This window comes from Nocardioides sp. (assembly GCF_036267815.1).
GTDB lineage: Bacteria > Actinomycetota > Actinomycetes > Propionibacteriales > Nocardioidaceae > Nocardioides.
Genome location: NZ_DATAVI010000009.1, coordinates 1 through 25,565, shown reverse-complemented (window position 1 = coordinate 25,565; position 25,565 = coordinate 1). Strand labels below are relative to the sequence as shown.

The 25,565-nt window shown below is 71.4% G+C and carries 23 protein-coding genes; 16 read left to right on the top strand and 7 right to left on the bottom strand.

From position 1 onward, the window contains the following. Window positions 1-3 precede the first annotated feature (3 nt). Window positions 4-951, top strand: coding sequence for a TIGR03557 family F420-dependent LLM class oxidoreductase (locus tag VHW64_RS01575; protein WP_329648744.1), 948 nt, complete (start codon window positions 4-6; stop codon window positions 949-951). A gap of 9 nt (window positions 952-960) precedes the next feature. Here VHW64_RS01575 and VHW64_RS01570 read toward each other — a convergent pair whose 3' ends face one another. The 5 genes from VHW64_RS01570 to VHW64_RS01550 form a co-directional block, all read right to left on the bottom strand. After that, entirely contained in the window at window positions 961-1,131 is a 171-nt protein-coding gene (locus tag VHW64_RS01570; RefSeq protein ID WP_329648743.1) for a hypothetical protein, read from the bottom strand. Window positions 1,132-1,159: 28 nt separating this feature from the next. Beyond that, window positions 1,160-1,846, bottom strand: coding sequence for an HAD family hydrolase (locus VHW64_RS01565; RefSeq protein WP_329648742.1), 687 nt, complete (start codon window positions 1,844-1,846; stop codon window positions 1,160-1,162). Between the two features lie 67 nt (window positions 1,847-1,913). Further along, on the bottom strand, window positions 1,914-3,509 hold the full coding sequence (locus VHW64_RS01560) for a D-aminoacylase (RefSeq protein ID WP_329648741.1): 1,596 nt from the start codon (window positions 3,507-3,509) through the stop codon (window positions 1,914-1,916). Further along, window positions 3,497-4,255 carry a gamma-glutamyl-gamma-aminobutyrate hydrolase family protein gene (locus VHW64_RS01555; RefSeq protein ID WP_329648740.1) on the bottom strand — a complete coding sequence of 253 codons (759 nt, stop codon included), beginning with the start codon at window positions 4,253-4,255 and terminating at the stop codon, window positions 3,497-3,499. The genes VHW64_RS01560 and VHW64_RS01555 overlap by 13 nt, the downstream gene beginning before the upstream one ends. Beyond that, on the bottom strand, window positions 4,252-5,151 hold the full coding sequence (locus VHW64_RS01550; RefSeq protein ID WP_329648739.1) for a MurR/RpiR family transcriptional regulator: 900 nt from the start codon (window positions 5,149-5,151) through the stop codon (window positions 4,252-4,254). Before VHW64_RS01550 ends, VHW64_RS01555 begins: the two co-directional genes overlap by 4 nt. A 78-nt stretch (window positions 5,152-5,229) precedes the next feature. Here VHW64_RS01550 and VHW64_RS01545 point away from each other — a divergent pair, with 78 nt between their 5' ends. From VHW64_RS01545 to VHW64_RS01475, 15 genes are all read left to right on the top strand, one after another. Continuing rightward, window positions 5,230-6,627, top strand: coding sequence for a hypothetical protein (locus VHW64_RS01545; RefSeq protein ID WP_329648738.1), 1,398 nt, complete (start codon window positions 5,230-5,232; stop codon window positions 6,625-6,627). Continuing rightward, the gene (locus tag VHW64_RS01540) at window positions 6,624-8,495 is read left to right on the top strand and encodes an ABC transporter substrate-binding protein (RefSeq protein ID WP_329648737.1); all 1,872 of its coding nucleotides are present in this window, start codon (window positions 6,624-6,626) and stop codon (window positions 8,493-8,495) included. Before VHW64_RS01545 ends, VHW64_RS01540 begins: the two co-directional genes overlap by 4 nt. A 19-nt stretch (window positions 8,496-8,514) precedes the next feature. Next, window positions 8,515-9,567, top strand: coding sequence for an ABC transporter permease (locus VHW64_RS01535; RefSeq protein WP_329648736.1), 1,053 nt, complete (start codon window positions 8,515-8,517; stop codon window positions 9,565-9,567). After that, window positions 9,564-10,520, top strand: coding sequence for an ABC transporter permease (locus tag VHW64_RS01530; RefSeq protein WP_329648735.1), 957 nt, complete (start codon window positions 9,564-9,566; stop codon window positions 10,518-10,520). Before VHW64_RS01535 ends, VHW64_RS01530 begins: the two co-directional genes overlap by 4 nt. Continuing rightward, a complete protein-coding gene (locus VHW64_RS01525) occupies window positions 10,517-11,560 on the top strand; it encodes an ABC transporter ATP-binding protein (RefSeq protein ID WP_329648734.1) in 1,044 nt (347 codons plus the stop codon). Before VHW64_RS01530 ends, VHW64_RS01525 begins: the two co-directional genes overlap by 4 nt. Beyond that, window positions 11,553-12,650 (top strand): ABC transporter ATP-binding protein, encoded by a 1,098-nt coding sequence (locus VHW64_RS01520; RefSeq protein ID WP_329648733.1) that lies wholly within the window; start codon window positions 11,553-11,555, stop codon window positions 12,648-12,650. The genes VHW64_RS01525 and VHW64_RS01520 overlap by 8 nt, the downstream gene beginning before the upstream one ends. Then, the gene (locus tag VHW64_RS01515; RefSeq protein WP_329648732.1) at window positions 12,647-13,594 is read left to right on the top strand and encodes an LD-carboxypeptidase; all 948 of its coding nucleotides are present in this window, start codon (window positions 12,647-12,649) and stop codon (window positions 13,592-13,594) included. Before VHW64_RS01520 ends, VHW64_RS01515 begins: the two co-directional genes overlap by 4 nt. Window positions 13,595-14,083: 489 nt before the next feature. Beyond that, entirely contained in the window at window positions 14,084-14,986 is a 903-nt protein-coding gene (locus VHW64_RS01510; protein ID WP_329648731.1) for a LysR family transcriptional regulator, read from the top strand. A gap of 203 nt (window positions 14,987-15,189) precedes the next feature. Next, window positions 15,190-17,421 carry a M36 family metallopeptidase gene (locus VHW64_RS01505; RefSeq protein ID WP_329648730.1) on the top strand — a complete coding sequence of 744 codons (2,232 nt, stop codon included), beginning with the start codon at window positions 15,190-15,192 and terminating at the stop codon, window positions 17,419-17,421. Window positions 17,422-17,591: 170 nt separating this feature from the next. Further along, complete coding sequence (locus tag VHW64_RS01500; RefSeq protein ID WP_329648729.1) at window positions 17,592-18,206, top strand: hypothetical protein; 615 nt, start codon at window positions 17,592-17,594, stop codon at window positions 18,204-18,206. Continuing rightward, window positions 18,203-18,817 (top strand): hypothetical protein, encoded by a 615-nt coding sequence (locus VHW64_RS01495; RefSeq protein WP_329648728.1) that lies wholly within the window; start codon window positions 18,203-18,205, stop codon window positions 18,815-18,817. Before VHW64_RS01500 ends, VHW64_RS01495 begins: the two co-directional genes overlap by 4 nt. Window positions 18,818-18,880: 63 nt before the next feature. Next, window positions 18,881-19,519 carry a hypothetical protein gene (locus tag VHW64_RS01490; protein ID WP_329648727.1) on the top strand — a complete coding sequence of 213 codons (639 nt, stop codon included), beginning with the start codon at window positions 18,881-18,883 and terminating at the stop codon, window positions 19,517-19,519. Window positions 19,520-19,714: 195 nt separating this feature from the next. Then, complete coding sequence (locus VHW64_RS01485; RefSeq protein ID WP_329648726.1) at window positions 19,715-21,163, top strand: LCP family protein; 1,449 nt, start codon at window positions 19,715-19,717, stop codon at window positions 21,161-21,163. Window positions 21,164-21,167: 4 nt separating this feature from the next. Further along, a complete protein-coding gene (locus VHW64_RS01480) occupies window positions 21,168-22,760 on the top strand; it encodes an HD domain-containing phosphohydrolase (RefSeq protein ID WP_329648725.1) in 1,593 nt (530 codons plus the stop codon). A gap of 113 nt (window positions 22,761-22,873) precedes the next feature. Further along, window positions 22,874-23,242 (top strand): hypothetical protein, encoded by a 369-nt coding sequence (locus tag VHW64_RS01475; RefSeq protein ID WP_329648724.1) that lies wholly within the window; start codon window positions 22,874-22,876, stop codon window positions 23,240-23,242. On the opposite strand, the gene VHW64_RS01470 is transcribed toward VHW64_RS01475, so the two are convergent. Both VHW64_RS01470 and VHW64_RS01465 read right to left on the bottom strand, forming a co-directional pair. Further along, a complete protein-coding gene (locus tag VHW64_RS01470) occupies window positions 23,206-24,216 on the bottom strand; it encodes an ABC transporter permease (protein WP_329648723.1) in 1,011 nt (336 codons plus the stop codon). The two genes, VHW64_RS01475 and VHW64_RS01470, sit on opposite strands and share 37 nt — an antisense overlap. 252 nt (window positions 24,217-24,468) lie before the next feature. Further along, window positions 24,469-25,565: ABC transporter substrate-binding protein (locus tag VHW64_RS01465; RefSeq protein WP_329648722.1), on the bottom strand; the 1,097-nt coding region annotated here is incomplete at its 5' end.

Below are 25,565 nucleotides of genomic sequence, written 5' to 3'. Positions count from 1 at the left end.
GCCATGGAGATCGGCTACTTCCTGTCTTGCGAGGAGTACGGCCCGGACGAGCTGCTCGAGCAGGCGGCCGCCGCTGAGCGGGCCGGCTTCACCGGCCTGTGGGTCAGCGACCACTACCACCCGTGGAACGACGAGCAGGGCCACAGCCCGTTCGTCTGGGGCATGATCGGAGCGCTGAGCCGGGTGTGCTCACTGCCCGTGACGACCGCGGTGACCTGCCCGACGGTGCGCGTCCACCCCGCCGTCATCGCCCAGGCGGCCGCGACGGCCGGGGTTCTGCTCGACGGCAGGTTCCGGCTCGGCGTCGGCAGCGGCGAGGCCCTCAACGAGCACATCCTCGGTGACCCTTGGCCCTCCGTCGACCGGCGACTGGAGATGCTGGAGGAGGCGGTCGCGGTGATCCGCGAGCTCTGGAGCGGCGAGGTCGTCTCCTGGGAGGGCAAGCACTACCGGGTCGACCACGCGCGCATCTACGACCTGCCCGAGACCCGCCCGGAGATCTACGTCTCGGGCTTCGGGCCGAAGGCGATCGACGTCGCCGCGAAGATCGGGGACGGGTTCGTGAACACCGCGCCCGAGGCCGAGGCGGTGCGCCGGTTCAAGGACGCGTCGGGTGGCAAGCCGGCCCAGGCCGGCGCGAAGGTGGCCTACGCCTCCTCCGCCGAGGAGGGCTGGGAGCACGCCCACCGCTTGTGGCCGAACGCCGGCCTCCCTGGCGAGCTCGCCCAGGTGCTGCCGACGCCCGAGCACGTCGAGCAGGCCAGCGAGCTGGTGACGATGGAGTCGACTCGCGGCTCCGTCGTGGCGGGACCGGATCCCGAGCGACACCTGGCGCAGATCGCGGCCTACCGCGAAGCCGGCTACGACGCGCTCTACATCGCGAACATGGGACCGGGCTACCGCGAGATGATCGACTTCTACGGCGAGCAGATCCTGCCAGCCGCAGGATGACCCCCGCGGTCAGTCCTCCTGGTCCTCCTCGTCCCAGACAGGGTCCTTGCGGTTCACCTGCTCCTCGGGCTCCTCGTCGACGCGCTCGGCCGCATCGGCGTCCGAGATCTTCTCGCCGGCGGGCACGCCGCCGAGGTCGATGCGGTCCTCATCCAGCTCGCGGTCACCGAACTCGCTCATGGGGCGGACGTACCCGCCGCGAGGAGCCTCATGCGGAGTCGCCGCCGGCGCAGCGGAGCACCTCGTCGATGCGGTTCAGCAGCTCGTCGGGGCCGTCACAGACGAGGGCTGCGCCCTCGTCTGTGAGCTCGGCGCGGCCGAAGCCGCCGCAGAGCAGGCCGATGACCGGAAGGCCCGCGGACCGGGCGGAGCTGACGTCCCACACGGAGTCGCCCACCATGACCGCGCGGGAGGCGTCGACCTCGTCGAGGGCCACCTGGACCAGCTCGGGGTGGGGCTTGGACTCGTCGGCATCCTCGCTCGTGGTCGCCGCGTCGATGTGTCCGCTCGACCCGAGTAGAGCGAGCGCGTTCCGGGTGTGTCGGGGAAGCCCCGAGCTGGCCAGCGAGACTCCGAACCCGCGTCCGTCGAGCTCCGAGACCAGCTCGGGTGCGCCGGGGAGGGGGCGGATCTGCGCCAGCACCGCGTCGTAGTGCCGCTCCCAGGCGGTGCGCACGCGGTCTCCGTCGCGTTCCTCGGCGTCGTCGCCCGCCACGGCTGCCACCAGGCGGTCGCCGCCCATGCCGATGGAGCGGTGGATCCGCCAGGCCGGGACGTGCCTGCCTACGTCACCGAAGGCTCGCCACCACGCCAGCGTGAGGTGGTAGTTGGAGTCGACCAGGGTGCCGTCGACATCGAGGACGACGGTGTCGACGACGATCGGGAAGGAAGGCATGGGCCGGGCGTACCCGTCCAGGAAGGTCCCATGCCGGCTGGTGTCACAGCCGTGCCTCCCACCGGGCTCACGACAGCCGGGTACGGCGGAGCCGGCGGCCCGGGCGGGCACCCGTGGGGGCACCGTCGCGGAGGGCCAGGACGCCGTTCACGACGACGTCGCGCACCCCGACGGAGAGCTGGTGGGGATCGGCGAACGTCGCGCGGTCGGCGACCGCGGCCGGGTCGAGGACCACGAGGTCGGCGGCGTAGCCGGGCTCCAGCACGCCGCGGTCGGTGAGGCCGAAGGTCGAGGCGGGCAGCGAGGTCATCTTGCGTACGGCGTCGGGCAGGGTCAGCACGCCCAGCTCTCGGGTGTAGTGCCCGAGCACCCGCGCGAAGGAGCCGTAGGCGCGCGGATGGGTGGGGGAGTCCAGGCTGCGCCCGGACGGCGCGATCGAGGCCGCGTCGGAGCAGACGCCGACCCACGGGACGGCCAGCTGTCGACGCAGGTTGTCCTCGCTCATGGAGTGGAAGGCGGTGAAGACCGACGTGCGCTCCGAGGCCAGGATGTCCAGTGCGGTGTCCAGCGGGTCGTGTCCGCGGTCGTCGGCGATCTCGGCGAGGGTGTGGCCCTGCCAGCGTGCGTTGTCGGGATGACGCAGCCGCAGCAGCAGCACGTTGCGGGCGTCGGGGGTGTCGCCGTACCTCCCGATCGTGGCCATCTCCGCGCGGATCCGGGCCCGGGTGTCGGGGTCGCAGAGGCGGTCGAAGAGGGCGTCCGGGCCGCCCTCGTGCCAGTGCGGGGGCACGTTGGACGACAGGCCGGTGCCGCTCCAGGTGTAGGGGTAGACGTCGGCCGTCACCGACAGCCCGTCGTCGCGGGCCGCCTGGAGCATCTCCAGGGCGGGTGCCATCAGCGGCCACTCCGTCTCGCCGGCTGCCTTGAGGTGCCACATCTCGCCGTGCACGCCGGACCGGCGGACGATCTCGAGCAGCTCCTCGATCGCAAAGAGCAGCTCCGCGCCCTCGTTGCGCACGTGGGAGGCGTAGGTGCCGCCCACGCGGCCCGCGACCTCGCACAGCGCGACCAGCTCGGCCGTCGAGGCGTAGCTGCCCGGCGCGTAGATCAGCGACGAGCCGATGCCCAACGCGCCGTCGGCCATCTCCTCGGCGAGGACCTCGCGCATCACGTCGAGCTCGTCGTCGGTGGCGGGTCGGTCGTCGTAGCCGACGCCGAGGATGCGCATCGTGGCGGCCCCCACCAGAGACGCGACGTTCTGCGTGCAGCCGGCCCGCTCGACGGTGTCGAGGTACTCCGACAGCCGGGTCCAGGTCACCTCCACGCCGTACGCCGCGGCCTCGCGGACCAGGGTCTCGCGGTCGTCGGGCGGCACGGGACCCATCGAGTCGCCCTCGCCGAAGATCTGCGTGGTCACGCCCTGGACCAGCTCGCCGAGCGACGTGCCGTCCTCGAGCACCGACAGGTAGGAGTGCGACAGCGGGTTGACGAAGCCGGGACAGACGACGAGGCCGTCGGCGTCCACCGACGCGGCCGCGGGCTCGTCCGCCGGGAGGTCGCCGACCGACACGATGCGGTCGCCGGCCACCGCCACGTCGGTGCGGCGTGGCTCGCCACCCCGGCCGTCGAGCACCTGTCCGCCTCGCAGGATCAGGTCGTACATCCGGTCCACTCCTCACTCCTCGCGCGCGACCGCCGGGCCTGGTCCAGGAACGCCGTGAACAGCCGCAGGTGCGCGGGCTCGGCGGCACGCAGGTCCTCGGGGTGGTACTGCACCGCGACCAGCCACCGTTCGTCGCCGCCCCACTCGAGCGCCTCGACGCAGTCGTCCTCGGCCCAGCCGGTGGCGACCAGTCCGGCCCCGAGCCGGCCGACGCCCTGGTGGTGTGCGGTGTTGACCCGCAGGCGCGTGGACCGCGAGATCGCCGCGATCCGCGAACCCTCCAGCAGTCGCAGCTCGTGGGCGATGGTCGTGCGGTCGCCTGCGCCGCGGTGGTCGACCGGCTCGGGCGGGAGGTCTTGGACCAGCGAGCCGCCGAGCGCGACGTTGACCACCTGGAGCCCCCGGCAGACACCCAGGACGGGGAGGCGGCGCTCGAGGCACCCGCGCAGCAAGGAGTACTCCAGCTCGTCGCGGCCCTCGTCGATGACCGTCGTGGGGTGGACCCGCTCGCCCCACAGCCGTGGGTGCGGGTCCGGTCCGCCGGGGAGGACCAGCCCGTCGAGACCGTCGTAGAAGGCCTCGTCGAACGGCGCGTGACCGAGCGCGGAGACCAGCCGCAGCGACGCGCCCGCCGCGACCAGCGTCTCGAGGATGGCCCCCCGGACGCCCAGCTGCCCGGGGTTGCGCGGGAGGTCGTACCCCAACGTCACCGCGACGACCGGCCCGGGCCGGGGACTGGTCGTCATGCGTCGCCGTCCGGGCCCGAGCCGCCGAAGGGACGCACCCACTGGTCGGCGATCGACCCGTACCGGTCGAGCCGGGCATTGCCGGCCGCGCCGAGCCGGCGGGCCACGTCGGTCGCGAGCGTCTCGACCACGGCGACTGTCGGCGTCAGGCTCTCGAACGGCGACGGGCCGTCGACCTGGGCGGGCAGGACCGCGTCGGCCAGGTCCGCGATGGGGGAGAGCCAGGGGTCGGTGACGAGCACCAGGTGCCCGCCCCGGTCGCGAGCCAGGCGCGCGAACTCGAAGGTGTCGAGCTCGTAGCGCCGGAAGTCGAAGACGACCACCACGTCGCCGCGCCTCAGGTCTGCCAGCGCCGCGGCCCGCTCCGCCGCCAGGGAGGGCACGTGATGCACGCCGGAGCGGAACGGCCGCACCAGCGAGGTGAGCATGGCCGCCAGCAGGTGGCTGGTCCAGCCGCCGGTGACCAGCACCCGGTGTCGCTCCGCCGCGAGCAGGGCGGCGGCCCGCTCGAAGTCGGGCGGACTGAGCTGGGCCAGGGTCCCGGTGACCGCCTGGGCCAGGGCGTCGGCGGCGAGCCCGAGCGGAGTGCGGTCGGAGCTGGCCAGGTCGTGGCTGCGGTACACCTCCACCGGCGAGAGCACCCGCGCCGAGAGGTCGTCGCGCAGTGCCTGCCGGAACGCCGCGTAGTTGTCGAAGCCGAGCCGGGTCACGAAGCGGCTGACCGTCGGCCCGCTCACGTCGGCGCGCGCGGCGAGCTGGCTGACCGACTCCAGCCCGGTCGTGGGCGGGCCCGACAGGAGGGCCCTGGCCACCTTCCGCTCCGACTTGCTGAGCTGTCCCAGGCTACGACGGACCCGCTCGGTGACACCCAGGGACGACGCCGGGCCCTCTGACATGGCCCGAAGAGTAACTGATTCATTTCGTTCAGACGAGAGCGTTGACCAGACGTTCTGAATGGTGCTGTACTTCCGCGCGTGACGCTCGACACACCTCCGGCGTCGATGGGCACGTCGACGGGAACGGGGACGACGGACGGGTCGAGCGCGCCGGCAGCCGCCGTCCAGGCGGGGCTCGCCGAAGCCGCGGCGCGGTTCGGGACACCGGTCTACGTCGTCGACGTGGATGCGGTGACCCGGGCCGCGGCCGCGGTCGAGCGTGCCTTCCCGAGTCCGTGGGTCCGGCAGTACTCCCTGAAGGCCAACGACCTCCCGGCGGTGGCGGCACTGCTGTCGAGGCGCGGCTGGGGAGCCAACGTCGTCTCCAGCGGTGAGTGGGCCGGTGCCCGCGCCGCCGACGTCCCGGTCGGGCGGACCACGCTCGAGGGCGTGGGCAAGACCGACGCCGACCTGCTGGCCGCCGTGGACGCCGCGGTCGCCGGCACGCCCCTGCGGTGGCTGGCGGTGGAGTCGGCCGACGAGCTGACCAGGCTGGCCGAGCTGCACCGGCTGCGCTGCGATGCCGCGGGGCACGACGCCGACCTGCCGGTGCTGCTGCGCCTCAACCCCGACGTCCAGCCCGAGACCGCACCCGGCCTCGCGGTGGGACTGGCCGTCAGCAAGTTCGGCCTCAGCGCCGGCGACCTCCTGGGGCTGGCGGCGTCGTCGGTCTGGCGCCGCGGGCTCCGCCTCGCCGGCATCCACGTCCACATGGGGTCGCACCTTCGCGACGTGTCCGCCTGGGCACTGGCCGGCTGCCGCGCCGTCGGCCTGCTCGAGCGGGCCGGCGCGGCGTACGCAGGTGACGGGACGCCGGACACCGTCGACTTCGGAGGCGGCTTCCCGGCACACGGCACGAGCCCGGCGCCGGAGGACTTCGCCGCGGCCCTGGCCGACGAGCTCGGGCGTGTCGGGCTCGCCCTCCCCGCGACCGCCGCCATCGAGCCGGGTCGCGTGGTCGTCGGGGGCGCCGGCTGGCTGGTCGCGGGCGTCCTGCACACCCGGCTGCGCGGTGACCAGCGGCAGGTCGTCCTCGACGCGGGCATGACCGAGCTGATCCGGCCGGCCCTCTACGGCAGCCACCACCGGGTCACCGCGCTCCTCGACCCGGAGCCCGGCGACCTCGGCCAGGGCGCGCGCGACGGGGTCGGCGACGTCCTGGTCCAGGGCGCGGTCTGCGAGTCCACCGACACCTTCGGCGTGCATCGCCTCCCGACGCTGCGGCGCGGCGACCTCGTCGTGCTGCACGAGGCCGGCGCCTACGCCGCCTCCTTCTCGTCTCGGTACAACGGCCGGCCACCAGCACCCGAGGTGCTGCTGTGGCCGGACGGCACGCTCTCGCTCGGAGAACGGGCCCCGCTTCCCTCCCGGGCAGCGGCGGGGGACCTCATCCGGACCGACGACGCGCGGTCGCGGTCAGAAAGGAGTCAGCAGTGACCACAACGAGGCGAGATCTCACCCGGAGGCACGGCCGTCGGCGCAGCGTGGCAGCCCTGGTGGTCGCCGGGCTGGCGGCGGCCGCGCTGCTGACCGGTCAGGCGGCCGGCGGGAGTGCCCAGGCGGCGTCCTCGGACACCACGACCCTGACCGTCAACGCCGACACCCAGATGACGACGTTCAACCCGTTCCTGAGCTACTACGACGGGGAGCTCAACGTCATCGGCACGATCTACCCGTCGCTGACGATGCTCAACGACCAGGGCGAGCCGGTGCCCTACCTCGCCGACTCCTGGACGACCTCGCCGGACAAGCTGACCTGGACCTTCAAGATCCACCCGGGCCTGAAGTGGTCCGACGGCCAGCCGCTGACCGCGGCGGACGCCGCGTGGACCTTCAACCTGATCATGCACAACGCGACCGCGGCCACGTCGAACGGCTCCCTGGTCGCGAACTTCAAGTCGGTCACTGCGCCCGACGCCACCACCTTGGTGATCAAGACCAAGCAGCCACAGGCCAACATGCTCTACCTGAGCGTGCCGATCTCGGGAATCCCGATCGTGCCCGAGCACGTGTGGAAGAGCCACGTCTCCGGCTTGAAGAACTACCGGAACATGGACTTCCCGGTCGTCGGCTACGGTCCGTTCGTGCTCACCGGCTTCAAGACCAACCAGTACGCCGAGATGACCGCGAACAAGAGCTTCTTCCTGGGCGCGCCGCACTTCGACAAGGTGGTCACCAACTACTACTCCAACAGCGACGCCGCGGCCGCGGCGCTGACCAGCGGCGAGCTCGACCAGATCGACGGGCTGACGCCCGCTCAGTACAACGCGATCTCGAAGAAGAGCGGGATCCAGACCTACCAGACCCAGTCCAACGGCTGGTCGGCGATCGAGATCAACTCGGGGGCCAAGACCCGCAGCGGAAAGCCGCTGGGCACGGGGAACCCGATCCTGAAGGACATCAGGGTGCGGCAGGCCATCGCCCTGGGCATCAACCGGCAGGAGCTGGTCACCAAGGTGCTCGACGGCAACGGCGTCGTCGGGGCGGGCTATCTGCCACCGGGGTACCCGCAGTTCTTCTGGAAGCCGTCGGCCTCGGAGTCCCTGGACTACAACCCGGCCCGGGCCAAGCAGATGCTCGACGCCGCCGGCTACAAGATGGGGCCGAACGGCGTGCGCGTGGCGCCCGACGGCAAGCCCCTGGAGTTCCGGCTGGGCATCCACTCGGACGACGCGACCGACGCCGCGATCGCGCCGTACGTCAAGGAGTGGATGAGCGCCATCGGGATCAAGCTCGACGTGAACTCGATGAGCTTCGACCAGCTCAACAACAACCTGGCCAAGGGCGACTGGGACATGCTGATGGATGGGTGGAGCACCGGTCCCGACCCGACGTATCTGCTGTCGATCCAGACCTGCGGGACGCTGCCCGACGACAACGGGCAGAACGGCAACACCGACGCGTTCTTCTGCAACAAGAGCTACGACAGGCTGTACTCGCAGCAGCAGACGCAGTTCAACGCCGGCCAGCGGGCGGCGACGATCGCGAAGATGCAGAAGATCCTGTACGCCGGGAACGGTGACCTGATCCTGTTCTACAAGAACGGTCTGGACGCGCTGCGCACGGACTCGGTGACCGACTACCTCCAGGGAGCCAAGGCAGCCAACGGCTTCTACCCGCTCCAGCACGGCTTCACCAGCTGGTGGAAGGCCGAGCCGCCCGCCGGTGCGGCGACCGCGGGACAGAAGGCCAGCCAGCAGAGCTCCAACGCCTTCAAGTGGATCGGGCTGGCGGTCCTGGTCGTCGTCCTGATCGGGGTCGCCGTGATGTTCCTGCGTCGACGTACCGCGGCCGAGCGCGAGTGAGCCGACAGATGGCTACTTCGTGAGTGTCGGCGTCCAGCTGGATGCTCCGGCCGTCTCGGGCCCCGAGGAGGCGCCCGAGCGGTCGGAGTTCTGGGTCTACCTGGCTCGCAAGGTCGGAGCCGCGATCGTCAGCTTCGTCATGCTGCTCGTCGTCGGGTTCGTGATCTTCAGCCTGATCCCGTCCGACCCGGTCTCGGCGCTGACCCGAGGTCGGCCGACCTCGGACGCGCAGATGAACCACCTGCGTGCCCAGCTGGGCCTGGACAAGCCGCTGTGGGAGCGGTTCCTGACCTTCGTCGGGCACACCGTGACGGGGAACCTCGGCTACTCCTACGAGTACCACCAGTCCGTCTCGTCGCTGATCGCCGACCGGCTGTGGCCGACGCTGCTGCTGATGGGCACCTCGACCCTGATCTCGATCTGGCTGGGGATGTGGCTGGGCATCCGCGCAGGGTGGAACCCGGGCAGCGTCTTGGACCGCAGCGCCAGCGCCGTCTCGCTGGCGCTGTGGTCCGTCCCGACGTTCTGGCTCGGGCTGATCCTGCTGGTGGTCTTCGGCAGCGGGTCGGTCGGCGGAATCCCCGCGATCTTCCCCGCGGGCGGGCTCCAGACCCAGGGGACGGCGGGTGGCCTCGCGCCCTCGCACATCCTCGACGTCGGCTGGCACCTCGTGCTGCCGTGCCTGACGCTGGTGGCGGTGATCTTCGCGCAGTACGTCACGATCATGCGCTCCTCGATCATCGACGAGCGCGGCAACCCCTACCTGTTGACGGCCCGGGCCAAGGGTCTGCGCGACGAGGTCGTCCGCCGCCGGCACGCCGTCCCCAACGCCCTGCTGCCGTCGGTCACGGTGATCTTCCTCCAGGTCGGCGGCATGATCGGAGGGGCGATCACCGTCGAGGTGGTCTACTCCTGGCCCGGCCTGGGGTACCTCACCTTCACGGCCCTGCGCATCCCCGACCTCCAGCTGCTCGAGGGCACCTTCATCGTGTTCAGCGCCGCGGTCATCATCTGCAACCTCATCGCGGACCTGCTCTACCGCGCACTCGACCCCCGGGTGAGGCGACAGTGAGCGCCACCGACCAGTCCCGCCCGCCGCAGCCTCCGCAACAGCGGCAGCCGGCCGGAGCCGGACCCGGGGCGGACATCGAGGAGAAGGCCCCGTCCCGGCTGGTGCCGGTCTGGCGCTTCACGGTCGCGGTCCTGCGGATGCCGAGCGGCCTGTTCGGCGTGCTGGTGATGCTCGGGTTCGTCGTCCTGGCGCTGGCGTGCCCGCTGTTCATCCATCCCAGCGACCTCTCGGTCACCCAGGCGACCGGGCCCCTGCTGGCCTCGCCGCGGCACGGCTACCTCCTCGGCACCGACCCGGCGGGTCGGTCGGTGCTGACCCTGGTGCTCTGGGGGTCACGCACCTCGTTGGCCATCGGCGTCATGGCCACGGCCCTGACGATGGTGCTGGGCGCGACGATCGGGCTCCTGGCCGGCCACTTCCAAGGGCACGTCGGCCGTCTGCTGATGCATGTGACCGACTGGTTCATCGCGCTGCCGAGCCTGCCCTTGGCGATCGCCCTCGCGGCGGTCCTCGGGCAGGGCGCGGCCTCGATCACGATCGCCATCGGCGTGACCTCGTGGACGGGCACCGCCCGGCTGGTCCGGGCCCAGACCCTGGCGGTCGAGGCGCGCCCGTTCATCGAGCGCGCGCGGGCCCTGGGGGCGACCGACACGCAGCTGATCACCCGCCAGGTGCTGCCCAACGTGATGCCGCTGATCCTGGTCTCGAGCACCCTGACGGTGGCCAGCGCGATCCTGTCGGAGGCGACGCTGACCTTCCTCGGGCTCGGCGACCCCACCTCGGTCTCGTGGGGCTCGCTGCTCAACAACGCCTTCATGCAAGGAGCCGTCACCGCCGGTGCCTGGTGGTACCTGGTCCCGCCCGGCATCGCGATCTTGGTGATCGTCCTGGGCTTCACCCTGGTCGGCCGGGCGGTGGAGCACGTCCTCAACGCGCGGGTGCAGCCCCGGTGACCGCGCGCGCCACCGATCCGAGCCCGAGCCGTCGTACGCCGGGGGAGCTGCTGCTGGACGTCCGCGGCCTGACCGTCACGTACCGGTCGGGTCGCGACTCGGTGTTCGCGGCGCGCGGCGTCGACATCGCCCTGGCTCCGGGCGAGACGCTCGGGATGGCAGGGGAGTCGGGATCGGGCAAGACGACCGTCGCGATGAGCCTGCTGCGGCTGCTGCCGGCCGATGCGCTGGTGACGGGCGAGATCCGGTTCCACGGCGAGGACCTGCTCCAGGCCAACTGGGCCCGGATGCGCTCCGTGCGCTGGGCCGAGGCGTCGGTGGTGTTCCAGGGCGCGATGAGCGCGCTGAACCCCGTCCGCTCGGTCGGCGACCAGATCGTCGAGCCGATCCTGCTGCACGAGAAGGTGGGCGAGAAGGCGGCCCGCGCCCGGGCCCGCGACCTGCTCGACAGCGTCGGGGTCCCGTCCCGCCGCGTCGGCAGCTACCCGCACGAGCTCTCGGGCGGCCAGCGGCAGCGGGTCATGATGGCGATGGCGCTGGCCTGCGACCCGGACCTGCTGATCGCCGACGAGCCGACGACGGCGCTCGACGTGATCGTGCAGGCGCAGATCCTCACGCTGCTCACCGACCTCGTGCGCGAGCGCGGGATCTCGCTGATCATGATCAGCCACGACCTCTCGGTCCTCGCCTCCACGTGTGACCGGATCGCGGTGATGTACGCCGGGCGGCTGGTCGAGACCGGACCCTCGCGGCAGGTCATCGGCTCGCCGCTGCATCCCTACAGCCGCGCGCTCGCCGGGGCCTTCCCGACCCTGGGCGACCCGGCCTCACGCCTGGCGCCCGGCGGTCTGCCCGGTGACCCACCGGACCTGCGCGAGCGGATCGACGGCTGCCCGTTCGCGCCGCGGTGCCCCGAGGTCGAGGAGCGCTGCCGGTCCGGCGAGGTCCCGCTGCTGGAGCTGGAGGGCGGTCGGGCCGCGGCCTGCCTCCATGCGCCCGGCTACGACCAGGGCCGGGACAGGGCGGTGTCGCGTGGCTGAGCAGCCCGAGCAGGAGCAGGCGCAGGCACGAGAACGGGAACAGGCGCGGGGCGAGCGAGGAGGGACACGGCAGCCGGCCCCACCGGTGCTGGAGGCCCGCGGGGTCGCGGTCACCTTCCCGGCCCGGCGCGGGCACGGCGCGGCGCACGCGGTCGACGACGTCAACCTGACCTTGGGCCGAGGCGAGGTCCTGGCGCTGATCGGCGAGTCGGGCTGCGGCAAGTCCACGCTGGCCCGGGCGCTGGTCGGTCTGGTCGTGCCCGACCGCGGTGAGATCCGCTACCTCGGCAAGCCGCTTCGTCGCACGCGTGCCGGCCTGCGCGAGTTCCGCCGCCACGTGCAGCTGGTGCTCCAGGATCCGTACGGCGCGCTGAACCCGCGGCAGAACGTCCACGACGCGGTCGCCGAGGGCCTGCGGCTGCACGGGCAGCGGGCGGGGCTGACCCGACGCGTCTCGGAGGCGCTGGACGAGGTCGGGATGCGGCCGCCGGAGCACTTCTTCGACCGCTACCCCCATCAGCTCTCGGGTGGACAGCAGCAGCGCGTGGTCATCGCCGGGGCCCTCACGCTCGGTCCCGACGTGCTCGTGGCCGACGAGCCGGTCTCGTCGCTGGACGCGTCGGTCCGCGGCGAGATCCTCAAGCTGTTCCTCCAGCTGCGCGACACCCTGGGGCTGGCCGCGCTCGTGGTCAGCCACGACCTGGGTCTGGCCTGGAACATCGCCGACCGGGTGGCCGTGATGTACCTCGGGCGCATCGTCGAGGTCGGTCCGGTCGAGGACGTGCTGCTCCGCCCGCAGCACCCGTACACCCGGGCCCTGCTCGACGCCGTCCCCTCGACCTCGCAGATCGAGGCGGCGCGCGTGCTGCGCGGCGAGCCACCGGACCCGACCCGGATCCCGGGCGGCTGCCGGTTCCACCCGCGCTGCCCGCTGCGTCCCACGCTGGACGAGGCCGCTGCGCAGCAGTGCCTGACCGACGTACCGGTGCTGCCGCCGGGCGTCGGCGAGCATGCGGTCGCGTGTCATCACGTGACGGCCCCCCCAGCGGCCTCCCGCTCCCCCCGCGACCCCTCCGAGGTGACCCCGTGACCGAGCACGACCCGCGCCGTACGTCGCTGCGTCGCCCGCCCCGGCTCCGCCCCGGAGACCGGGTCGCGCTGCTCACGCCGTCCAGCCCGGCCAACATCGAGCGCATCGACGAGGGCATCGACGTGCTGCGCTTCTGCGGGCTCGAGCCGGTCGAGCTGGCGTCGGCCCGCGCGCGGGGCACCAGCCAGCCGTTCCTGGCGGGCAGCGACACCGACCGGGCCGCGGACCTGCGGGCGGCTCTGCTCGACGACTCCGTCGCCGGAGTGATGACCGTCGGCGGCGGCTACGGCTCCCAGCGGATGCTCGAGCGGGTCGCCTGGACCGGCCTCGACGCGGTGTCGCCCAAGGTGGTCGTGGGGTACTCCGACGTGACCGGGCTCCTCGAGGCGCTGGCGAGCCGCCTCGGCTGGTCGTCGGTGATGGGCCCGATGGTGGCCGAGGGCGAGTTCCGCGAGTCCTACTCCTTCTCCTCCCTGTGGGCCTGCCTGAGTGCGCCGGACCGCTACGGTCCGCTGGCCTTCCGCGGGGCCCGGACCCTGTGCGGCGGGGCCGCCGAGGGGCTCACCGCGGGCGGGAATCTGTCACTGGTCGCCGGCTCCCTCGGCACCGACACCACGTGGTCACCGCCCGGGGCGATCGTCCTGCTCGAGGACGAGAACGAGGACGCCGCCCGGGTCGACACGATGATCACCCACCTGCGTCGCTGCGGGTACTTCACCGACGCCGCCGGGGTGGTGACGGGGAAGTTCACCAACGCCGGGGACTCCTCGGAGGCCGAGATCCGAGCCGTCCTCGATGACCGTCTCGGTGATCTGGGGATCCCGGTCGTCGCCGATGCCAACCTCGGCCACGGAGGTCACGTCCAGACCTGGCCGGTGGGGGTGCGAGCGCGACTCGACGCCGACGCCCGCACCCTGACCTACCTCGAGCCGCCCCTCACCTGAGAGTTGCAGGGTCTGGTCGGAGGATCCGACCCCCAGAATCTCTGGGGGCGTCTTCCTTGAGAACGCCGGCGGCGCCTGACAAGACTCGACGTGCTCCCACCGTGCCGGGCACTCGACGGCTGGCGACACGCTCGTGCTGCCCACCGCGCCGTCGAGTGTCCGCCGACCTGCTCGGCGCATCGGGAGACCGGCACGTCCGGGTCCGGGTCGGTGGATGTGTCTCGCCCATGACAGACGTGGCGATGCGCCTGGCTGATCCTGACACGCGTCAGGTTCCCTTCGAGATCGGATGACGACGATGTTGGTTCACCACACCACCGTTTCCTCGGTCGCCGTCCTTGTGCGCTCGACGCGAGCCTCCACGAAAACCTCGCACTCCGGTCAGTTAGCACCACAGACCCTTGCCCTCGGGTGCGTGTGTGCCCCGGGCTCGCCTCGCTACGGTGCGCGCGTACCCCTTCCGGGTTCTCGGGGTGAAGGGCCACAACGATGCTGAAACCACTCCACCTGAACACGCTCGCGGTCGTCGTCCGCAGCGGCTCCTTCTCCCAAGCGGGCCGCGAGCTCGGGTACACCTCCTCGGCGGTGGCCCAACAGGTCGCCTCGCTCGAGCGCGAGCTGGGGCTGCCGCTGTTCGTCCGGGAGCCCCAGCGGATCCGGCCCACCGCGGCCGCGCTCGTCCTGGCTCAGCGCGGGCAGCACGCCCTGGACGTCCTGGAGTCCCTGGAGAACGAGGCCCGTGCCGTCGCCTCGGGGCGCCTGGGCCGGATCAGCCTGGGCACGGCGCTGGACGCCGGCAGCGGGATCGTCGCCGACACCATGAGCGTCCTTCGCGACGCCGGGCCGGGCCTGGACATCGAGATCCAGGACGGCCTGTCCACCGAGGTCCTCGATCGGGTGCAGATCGGGGCGCTCGACATCGGCCTGCTCTACGACTACGCCTGCGCTCCTCGCGAGCTCTCACCCAGCCTGCACGTGATCCGGCTCGAGGAGGCGCCGCTACGCGTGGTCACCCCCTCGGGGGTGGCCTGCCCGGCCAACCTCGCCGACCTGGCCGACCGCGAGTGGTTCTGCGGTCTTGACCAGCCCGACGGCGAGCGCGCGCTGCGCTCGCTGTGCCGCAGCGCCGGGTTCCAGCCCAGGGTCCAGGTCTCCACGGCCAACCCCGAGCTCGTCTTCGGGCTCGTCGCCGCCGGGCTCGGCGTCGGCGTGGTGCCCACCTTGGCGTGGGCGGCACCCGGTGGGGTCAACATCCGGGCCCTCCAGGAGGAGGACGCTCGTCGCCGCACGGTCGCGGTGTACCAGCGCCGCCTGGGCAACCGTCAGGCCGTGCGGGCGCTCCTTCGCGCAGCCCGTCAGGCCGTCATGCGTCCCGAGGCCGAGACCGCCTGACCGCACGTGGCCATGGCCTCGTGGGCGGTCATGGGCCTCTTGTCGGAATCCGTGGCGTGCCGGCCGGGATCTCGCTGGGATCTCGTTGCGATCTTCGTCGGGGATCTCAGCGGGGATCTCAGCGGCGTGTCACGAACCAGACGGAAGGCGTCCGGCCGAGGTCCCACCCTGGTGATCCCACAGGAGTCTCCCGAGGAGCGGACATGCCCCAAGACCAGTTCTCGTCGGGGCGGCGCCGGCGTCGTGCCGTCGTCGCGATCGCGTCGATCGCGTCGCTCGCCTCGCTGGCGTTGGCCGGCAACGGAGCGGTCGGCACCGGCGCGGCCGCGCAGGCGCCGTCCCGGCCGAGCCAGAGCGTGCTGGACATCGACGCCGCGACCGGCACCGTGCGGTTCCTCGCCGACCTCGACGGCTATCTGACCGCACCGAGCCGGCGGTCGCCGAGAGCCGTTGCGCTGGCCTACGTCCGCGCCCATGCCGCCACCCTCGGGCTGACGAGGTCCGACGTGGCGACGTTCCACCTCGAGCGCGACTACCGCGACATCGCGGGCATCCACCACCTCTACTTCACCCAGCGGGTCGACGGTCGAGCCGTGCCGAGCCACGGGCTGACCGCGTCGGTGACCCGGTCGGGTCGCCTGCTCACCGTGGGCGGCTCGCCGGTCAGCGGCGCCCAGCACGGCCGGGCAGGATCGGGGGCCCGAGCTGCCTGGTCAAGCTCGTCGGGGACCACCTCACGTGTTCATGCGCTGTCGACCGGGAAGGGCTCGACGCCCCCGGATCGGATGCTCGCAGCCTCGACGCCCCTGGCGTCGCTGCACAGCGGACCCCTGACGTCGCGGACGGCGGACGTCCAGGGCGGCCGCGCGTCATCGCCGCGGCACAGCACCGCCCGCGTCTTCCGCTACTTCCCCGGGGCCTCGCGCGGGGGACACCAGGTGCGGGTCGACCTGACCGCGAACGGCTGGCTCGGCGCCCACGCGCGCACCCTGTCGGGCAACAACGCCCACGCCTTCTCCGACGTCGACGCCAACGGACGGCCCTCGCGGCGCGAGGAGGTGCATCCCCGGCACGGTCAGTCCTGGGGGTACCCGCTCACGACGTTCCACCCCCGCTGGGCCGACGAGTTCTGCGGCAAGCCGTGGCCGTGCTCCTGGAACCCCAACCGGACCTACTCGTGGCTCAAGAACCGCGCGGAGGCCACCACCCAGGCCTTCTACCTCGTCAACCAGTTCCACGACCACCTGGACAAGAGCCCGATCGGCTTCACCGAGGCAGCGGGCAACTTCCAGCGGGCCAACCACACGGGCCTGGGCCGCGGGGGCGACCCCGTGCTCGTCGAGACCGACACGGGTGCGGACACCGGCACCGGTCGCCTTCACGGGTTGCCGGACGGGCACAACGTCGACGACGCCTACATGGACACCCCGCCCGACGGACGTTCGCCGACCATGCACCTGTTCTTGAACCACAAGCCCTTCCACGGCTACCCGCGGGCCGACCCGTGGGCCCCGGTCAACACCGCCGACGAGGCCGACACCGTCTACCACGAGTACACCCACGGCCTGTCCAGCCGGCTGGTCGTCGACGTGCACGGCCGGGAGACGATGGATCCGGTCCAGGGCGACGCGATGGGGGAGGCGTGGAGCGACTGGTACGCCATGGACTACCTCGTCGACCAGCACCTCCAGGCCGACCGGCCGGGGGTCGCGGACGTCCGGATGGGTGCCTACGAGGGTGCCGGGATGTACGAGGACCGCACCGAGGCCCTCGACTGCAAGGTCGGGCAGGACTCGCCGGCGTGCGGCGGGGGACGCTCGGGGCATCGCGGTGGCTACACCTACGCCGACTTCGGCCACGTGGTCGGTGAGCCCGAGGTGCACGCCGACGGCGAGATCTGGGGTCAGACCCTGTGGGACCTGCGCGACCGCCTCGGCTCGTCGAAGTCGGAGATGGTGGTGACCCGGGCGATGGAGCTCGCTCCGTACGACCCGTCGTTCCTCGACATGCGCAACGCGATCCTGGTCGCCGACACGGCCGTCTACGGCGGCTCACACCACACCGCGATCTGGCAGGTCTTCGCCCACCGGGGCATGGGGTTCGACGCCGGGTCCCTGGGTGCCGGCGACACCGATCCGGCCGCGGGCTTCGCGATGCCTCCGGCCGCCGTGACGACCGGGACGATCCAGGGGCAGGTCCTGGACCGTGAGACGGGTGAGCCGGTCGCCGGGGTGCGGGTCGTCCTGGCCTTCGACGCCTGGGGCGCGGTCGACCCGACCGCGGTCACCGACGCCGACGGGCACTACACGATCACCGAGGTGCCGGTGGGTCACTACGACAAGCTCGCGGTCGAGGGCGGGCACTACCGGGGCCGGCAGCAGGTGTCGGCGGACGCCGGTGCCACCACCGCCGACTTCGCGCTGCGCCGTCGCTGAGAGGCACGGCGAGGGTGTGTCCCCGCCACGGCCCTGCGGCTCGGAAGGGCCTACCCCAACAATCTTGCGGGCTCGTTCGCTCTCCAAGCCGGGTCTCGACCAGATCCGCTGGCTACCGTGTCGGTGGCGCTCGGGGCTCCGGGTGCCTTCGCACGGCATGAGGAGTGACGATGCACCCCGAGGACGGCCCCCTCCCGGCCTCCGGCCAGCCCTGGCGCCCGCTCTCTCGGCGGAGCCTGGTCCGTGCGGCTGCGTGGACGGTGCCGGTGGTGTCGGTCGCGGCAGCCGCTCCGGCGTACGCCGTCATCTCGAGCCACGGGCCGCTCCAGTCGACGACCGCGGAGTTCTACGTCGTCGACATCGGCGACGAGACCTTCGGGGTGGTCCCGTACCTCACGATCTACAACCCCCGCAGCGCGCCGGCGCACAACGTGCTGGCGACCATGGTCTTCCCGGTGGCTGACTTCCAGGGCGTGAACACGTTCACCGACCCCCCGACGCCCGGCGAGACGAACTCGCATCTCTTCGACGACCAGGGGTGGACGATGAGCTGGGAGGATCCCGAGCCCGGGGACAGCGACGTCTACATCGACTTCGCCCTCGCAGGGCAGCTGGCGGGCGGCTCCATCGCCTCGTTGGGAGCCTACGGCGGACCGACCCGAGCGAGCCTCGACTTCAGGCAGGACCCGACCGCGCAGTCGATCGCCGTGGCCATGTCTGCCACCTTCCCGGACGCGACGAGCACCAGCTCCTTGGTGCTGTCGCGGACCTCACCGCCGCGGTGAGCCCCTCGATCGAACCGGCCGAAGCCTCACGCCGGACCTTGATGCGTGCCGCCGTGCACACGGCGTGGGTGGTGCCTGCGGTGTCCTTGGCGACCGCCGCACCGGCCCTGGCCGCCGCCTCGGGGACGCCCCTGCGGCTCGATGCGTCGAGCGGGTGGTTCTGGGTGAAGGACTGGAGCTGGTACGACGGGACGTTCGGCGTCGTGCCCCAGCTCACCATCACCAACACCACGTCCCTCCCGGCGGGCACGGTGACGCTGACTCTGGAGTTCCCCGTCAGTGACTTCATCGGTCCGCTGACGAGCAGTGACCCCTCCTCGCCGAGCCTGGTGAACCTCTCCGAGCTCAGCAACGACCGCTGGACCGTCCAGACCCCTGGTCCGAAGCCGGGGGACTCCAGCGTGCTGATCGAGTTCACCTCGATCGCCGGCCTTGCGGCCGGCGCCTCCATCACGCTGGCCAGCTCGGGGGGCAGAGACAACCCTGGCTCCATCGGCTGGACCAACGACCCGACGGCGAGCGTGCCCTTCGTCGTCACGGCCACCGGCCCCGGCTTCGTGCCGACGACCGGCAGCTTGGTCAGGAGCGCGGAGCCCGCGGTCGGCAGCTGACCATCACCGGCTCGACAGCGTCTGACTGTCGAGCGCGCAGCCACCACAGATGAGGAGCACGTGATGCAGGGCGAGAGCGACACCACGACCGGACGCGCGGGCCGAGCCGCACCATCCCGGCGGGCCCTGGCTCGGGCCGGCGTCCACGCCGCCTGGGCCGTCCCGGCGGTGGCCCTGGCGACGGCGGCGCCGGCCGAGGCCGCGACGTCGGCGCCGGCTGCGCCGCAGCTGGTGATGACCGAGGCGACCTACTGGGTGAAGACGTGGTATTTCGCGACCGCCGTCTATGGCGTCGTCCCCCACTTCACGGTGACCAACCCCGCCTCCACCGCCACGTCGTTCTGGGTGACGATGCGCTTCAGGACCAGCGACTTCACCGGGCTCGACCACTCGCACCAGCCACCCCGGCCCATGATCTACAACTCAGGGCTCCTCCAGCCCTCTGGCTGGGAGCTGGAGGTGCTGCCGGGGGGTGCCAGTGACGACTTCGTCGACCTCCAGTACGTCCACGACGCAAGGCTGGGGCAGAACGAGTCCGTCGTTCTGGCGATTCCGACGAGCAACAACCCGGGCGCGATCGCCTGGGCCAACAACCCGACGGCGACGACCACGATCCCTTGCACCATCACGCCGTTCAGTGCGGCCCTCTCCGCCTCCGTGGGGTCACTCACGCAGATAGCGAAGCCTCCATCCGGCCCGTGACGCCGAGGGGTCGGCGTCACGGTCGGGTCCGCTGGCTCGCGACGGGGGTCGACCCGCAGGATCGATGCCGCGGGTGACCCAACCCGTCCCGCAAGGATCGCGGCCTCGCGGCGAATCGGGCATCGAGGCGCCCGATCGGGTTCAATGGGCCTGCTGTCGCCGATCCCGGTCTCGGACGCGCCCTGAGGAGCCCGCATGTCGATGCCGCCCTACGGCATCAAGCCCGGCCGCCGCAAGGCTGGACCCCACCGCTGTGGCTCCGTGCTGCACGCCGTCGGCTGGACCCTGCTGTCGGCCGTCGTGCCCGGCTCGGGACTGCTGCACAGCCGACGTCCTCGGCTCGGTGCGGCAGTCCTGGTCGTGGCCGTCGTCGGTGCGGTCTGGGCAGTGCTGGTCGCGCCGCACGACCTCACGGACGCACTCGACCTGGCCTTCGACCCGTCCCGGCTGACCCGGGCCGCGGCGGTGACCGTCGTGTGCGTGGTGCTGTGGGTGGCCTGCGTCGTGGGCACGTTCGTCGTCCTGCGGCCGCGGCCCACCGAGCCGCGCTGGCAGCTGGTGGGCGGTAGTGCCTTCGTGGGGGCGCTGTGCCTCGTCGTCATCGCGCCGGTCGGCTTCCTGGTGCGCGATGCCATCGCCCAGGCCCACGTGGTGAACGCCGTCTTCACCGGCAACCGCACCGCGACCCGGCCCTCGGTCAAGCCGGAGGACCCCTGGCACGGGCGGTCCCGGGTCAACGTCCTGCTGCTCGGGGGCGACTCCGGCCCCGGCCGCGAGGGCACCCGCACCGACACCATGATGCTGGCCTCGCTCGACACCCGCACCGGCCGGACCGTCACGTTCGGTCTCCCGCGCAACCTCGCCGACGTCCCCTTCCCGGCCGGCAGCCCGCTGCACACGCTGTACCCCGACGGGTTCACCGGCCCCGGGGATCCGAGCAGCTGGATGCTCAACGCGGTCTACCGCGAGGTCCCGATCCTGCACCCGCACGTGCTGGGCAAGTCCGCCGACGAGGGCGCCGACGCGATCAAGGAGGCGGTCTCGGGAGCGACCGGCCTACCGGTCGACTACTACGTGCTGATCGACTTCACCGGGTTCCGGCAGCTGGTCGACGCGATGGGCGGCATCACGGTCAACGTCAACGTCCCGGTCGCGATCAACGGTCAGACCGACGCCGGGATTCCACCCACCGGCTACATCCAGCCCGGAGCCGACCAGCACCTGGATGGCTTCCACGCCCTGTGGTATGCCCGCGGGCGCTACGGCGCCGACGACTACCAGCGGATGGCACGTCAGCGCTGCGTGGTCAACGCGATGATCGACCAGGCCAACCCGATCAACATGCTCCGGCGCTACCAGGCCATCAGCTCGGCGGGCAGCAAGGTCGTCAGCACCGACATCCCCAAGGAGCTGCTGCCGGCGTTCGTCCAGCTCGCCCTCAAGGCCAAGGACCATCGCGCGAAGTCGGTGCTGTTCCGGCTCAGCGACCAGTTCAACCCCAACGACCCCGACTTCGCCTACATGCACCAGGTCGTGCAGAAGGCGCTGGCCGCCCCCACCGGGCACCGCCGCCACCACCCGGTCTCGAACGGCACCCAGGACGACACCGACGCCTGCGCCTACCACCCGGGTCAGTCGTACTGAGCCGATGACGACCCAGCCGCGCCCTCAGCAGCAGTCGGGCGTGCGGCTGGCCGAGCTCCTCGCCGTGCTGTCGCTGGGGGCCGACCTCGGCATGGGTCAGCCGATGGAGCACGCCATGCGCCAGTGCCTGATCGCCCTACGGCTGGGGGAGCGGGTGGGCCTGTCGGAGGAGGAGAGAACCGATCTCTACTTCGGCTCCCTGATCGCCTGGGTGGGCTGCCACGTCGATGCCTACGAGCAGGCGAAGTGGTTCGGCGACGACCTCGCCCTCAAGGACGGGTTCCGCCATCACGACCTGTCCGGCCTGCGTCCCCGGCTGGCGATGACCGTCGAGCACCTCGGACAGGGTCGCCCGCTGGGCGACCGAGCCCGAACCGCCGTCGCGTTCGCCGGCCAGGGACGACGCGACGTCGGAGCGATGCTGGCCAACCACTGGTTCGCCGCCGACCAGCTCGCTGAGGCGGTCGGGCTCGCGGAGGGCGTGCGGACGACGCTGCGCCAGACCTTCGAGCGCTGGGACGGCAAGGGAGCGCCGTACGGCGCGCGAGGTGAGGAGATCTGCCTGACCTCCCGGATCGTCAACCTCGCCGACGTGCTCGAGGTCTACCACCGCACCGAGGGCGAGCTCGCCGCGGTGGAGGTGGCCAGGGAGAGGGCCGGCACCCAGTTCGACCCCGGCCTCGTCGCGGAGATCCAGGTCGGCTCCGACCAGCTGCTCGCCGACCTCGACAGCGCCACCACCTGGGACGAGGTGATCGCCGGCGAGCCGGGACTCCGGCGCCTCCTCACCGAGGGCGAGCTCGACCTGGCGGTGGAGGCGTTCGCCGACTTCATCGACATCAAGTCCCCCTACACGCTCGGGCATTCGCGAGGGGTGGCAGACCTGGCCAGCCGGGCCGGAGGGGCCGTGGGCCTGACCGCCGACGAGCAGCGACGCCTGCGGCACGCGGCGCTCCTGCACGACCTCGGGCGACTGGGCGTGTCGAACGCGGTCTGGGACAAGCCGGGCGCGCTCACGTCGGCCGAGAGCGAGCGGGTGCGCCTGCACCCCTACCTCACCGAGCGGATGCTCGCCTCGTGCCCCGCGCTGGCGGCGGCGGGCAGCATCGCGATCCAGCACCACGAGCGCCTCGACGGATCCGGGTACCCGCGGGGGCTGCGCGGCGACGCGCTGACGCCCGCCGGCCGGGTCCTGGCGGTGGCCGACGCCTACCACGCCAAGCTCGAGCCTCGTCCCTACCGGCCACCGCTGGCCCGCGACGACGCGGCGCGGTGGCTGCGCGACCAGGTTCGGGCGGGCCGGCTGGACGGCGAGGCGGCCGACGCCGTGCTGACCGCGGCCGGGCACGCCGTACGCCGGCGCCGCGACTGGCCTGCGGGTCTGACCACGCGGGAGGTGGAGGTGCTGCGCCTGCTGGCCCGCGGCCTGTCCAACCGGCAGATCGCCGAGCGCCTCACGATCTCGCGCCGGACCGTGGACAACCACGTCGAGCACGTCTACACCAAGCTCGGTGTCTCCAATCGTGCGCGGGCCAGCCTCCTGGCGGTGCGACATGGGCTGATGTCGGTCGCCGACGACGCCGAGCCGCATTCCTGACCCGGCCGACGGCCGGTGCGGAAGCCCGTGTCCCTTCTGGATGTCTCGGTATCCCTCTCAATGTTTCGACCTGTGGTGCCACGACGCGACCTGGCGACAAGGAGACTCAGTTGATGGCGATCCGAGTTCCGCGGGTGGTGCTGGGGCTGGCCTGGGTGGGCTCGGTCACGATCCGGAACGACGGCACGGTCGCCCCGGTCGCGGCCCCGGCGCTCGCGCCAAGCCCGATGCGCACGGCTGGTGGCGGCGGCGTCGGTGTCGGTGACCCGGAGCTGGACCGACCAGCTGTCCGGGTCGACGACTCGGCCTGCACGATCTCGGGCTCGGTCACCGACCAGGAGGCGACCACCGAGCGGGCGACCTGTGCCGACCAGGAAGGCAGCGTTCGGCATGGGTCATCAGATGAGGTGGGCCCGGCGATGCCGGGGCGACGACGCCTGAGAGCTCAGCCCACCGAGACCCGGGGGTCGAGGAAGCTGTAGACGATGTCGACGATGAGGTTCGCGACCACGATGAGGATCGCGGCGACCAGCACGGTGGCGCTGATGACGTTGACGTCGATGGGTGAGGTGAGGGCCTGGAGGCCCCAGTGACCGATGCCGTCGATCCCGAAGATCTGCTCGATGAACACCGTGCCAGACAGCAGGCTCGCGAGGTCGAGCCCGAAGATCGTGACCACCGGCACGATCGCGGCACGCAGGGAGTGCTTGAACAGGATGCGGGTGGTCCTGACCCCCTTGGCCTGGGCGGTCCGGATGTAGTCCTCGCCCAGGGTCTCGACCATCTGGCCGCGGGTGAACCTTGCGTAGTCGGTGAGGTTGGTGACGCCGAGCACGAGCCAGGGCAGCATCATCCAGCCGACGGTCTTCAACGGGTTCTGCGTGATCGGGTAGTACCCGACGTTCGGGAAGATCTGCCAGCGCAGGGAGAAGAAGATCCAGGCCATCAAGATGATCACGTAGTCCGGGATCGAGGACCACACCAGCGTGCCACCCACGAGGAGACGGTCCAGTGCGGTGCCCCGCCAGCGCGCGGCGATCGTCCCGAGGAGCACCCCGAAGACGAGGTAGAGGGTCGCCCCGCCCAGCGCGACGGTGAGCGTGGCGGGGTACTTCTGCCTCAGGTCTGTCCAGACCGGGTCGTCGGTGGTGATCGAGATCCCGAGGCAGGGAGCCGGGCACTTGTAGTACTTGCCGTCGGCATAGACCTTGTCGCGACCCACGAAGATGCCCTTGGCCCAGATGCCGTAGTCGGTGCTCATCGGCTTGTCGAAGCCCATCTGGTGCTTGATCGCGTTCAGCTTGAGCGTGCTGCACTTGCCCTGGGCCAGCTTCTCGCAGTAGTTCACGGCCGGGCTGTCGCCGAGGCCCTTGAAGAACAGCACGAAGACGAACATCGAGGTGAGCACGATGACCAGCACCGAGCTCACCATCCGGCGCACGATGAACCCCGTCATGCTCGTCCTCTCCTGCGCCATGCCGACGGCCCGCGCCAGGGTACGGCCTGGACGCAAGTCGCGAGACGTCACCCGCTGGCCTGCCCCCGACCGGACCCGGCATCTCGGCGCCCGACCCGGCTCGGAAATGGCGGAGGACGGGGCGCGGGAGCTCCGCGCCCCGTCCTCCGGGGGTGTCTGTCGATGAGTCTCGCTCACCGCGAGGTCACGGTGATCCTCAGCGTCCCTTCCGAGTAGTCGGCACCGCTGATGTCACTGTGAGACCCACATGTCCTTCCAGGTCGGCATGCCGACCGTGTTGTCATCGTTGTCGCCCATGATCTTCGACCCGTGCGCCTCGGCGATGCCGGTGTAGTACGTCGTGAACAGCGGGAAGTACTTCGTGGCGATCTGCTTGTCGAGTGCGTTCCAGGCGGCTGCCTGGTCGGCGAGCGGCATCCGCTGGATGGCGTCCATCCTCTGGTCGGCCTTCTTGTTGCCGAAGGCGGAGTAGTTCGACCCGAAGGAGTGGGACTGGTCCGGGTTGGTCGAGCCCAGCACCGGAGGCATCCAGGTCGAGCCGGACGGCCAGTCGGAGCACCAGCCGGCCGAGCGGACGTTGATGTCCTCGGAGGTGTTGTCCCGCGCCGCGGTGTAGTTCGCCGTCGTGGTCGGGACCGGCGTGGCCTTGAAGCCGGCCGCGGTCAGACCCTTGACGATGGCGTTCTTCACCTGGACGTTGACCGAGTCGTCGGTCCGGTAGAGGAACTTGATCTCGTAGCCCATGGCACCGGCCTGCCTGAGCAGAGCCTTCGCCTTGGCGGCATCGGTGTTGAAGCCCGTCCGGCCGGTCACGTTGTACTCGGTGCGGCCGGGGACCCCCGGAGGCATCAGGTTCGTCGACGCGATGGCCGTCACGCCGGGGATCAGACCCGAGGCCAGGATCACGTTCTTGTAGGGGTAGGCCCACGAGAGAGCCTCACGCACCTTCTTGTTCGTGATCTTGCGGTTGTCCGGTGCCCAGTAGTAGGTGCAGGGCGACGGGCCGAGCGTGAGCCGGTTCGGGTCCTTGGACTGCATCTGCGTGTAGTCCTGCGACAACAGGTTGTCGTAGGTCAGCGTGGACTGCCCGGGACCACTGTCGGCCAGCATGATCTGGTCGATCTTCTCCGACTGCTGCTGGAGCTTGAAGTCGTACGCGTCCGGGTACGCCGTGCGAGCCGGGTCGGTCGCGGCGTTCCAGTACGGGTTCCGCTTCAGCGTCAGCTCCTTCTGCGGGCTGAACTTGTCGATCATGTACGGACCGGTCGACCAGGGGTTGTTCTTGTAGGTCTTCGGGTCGCTGACCTTGCCCGAGGGAACCGGGCCGT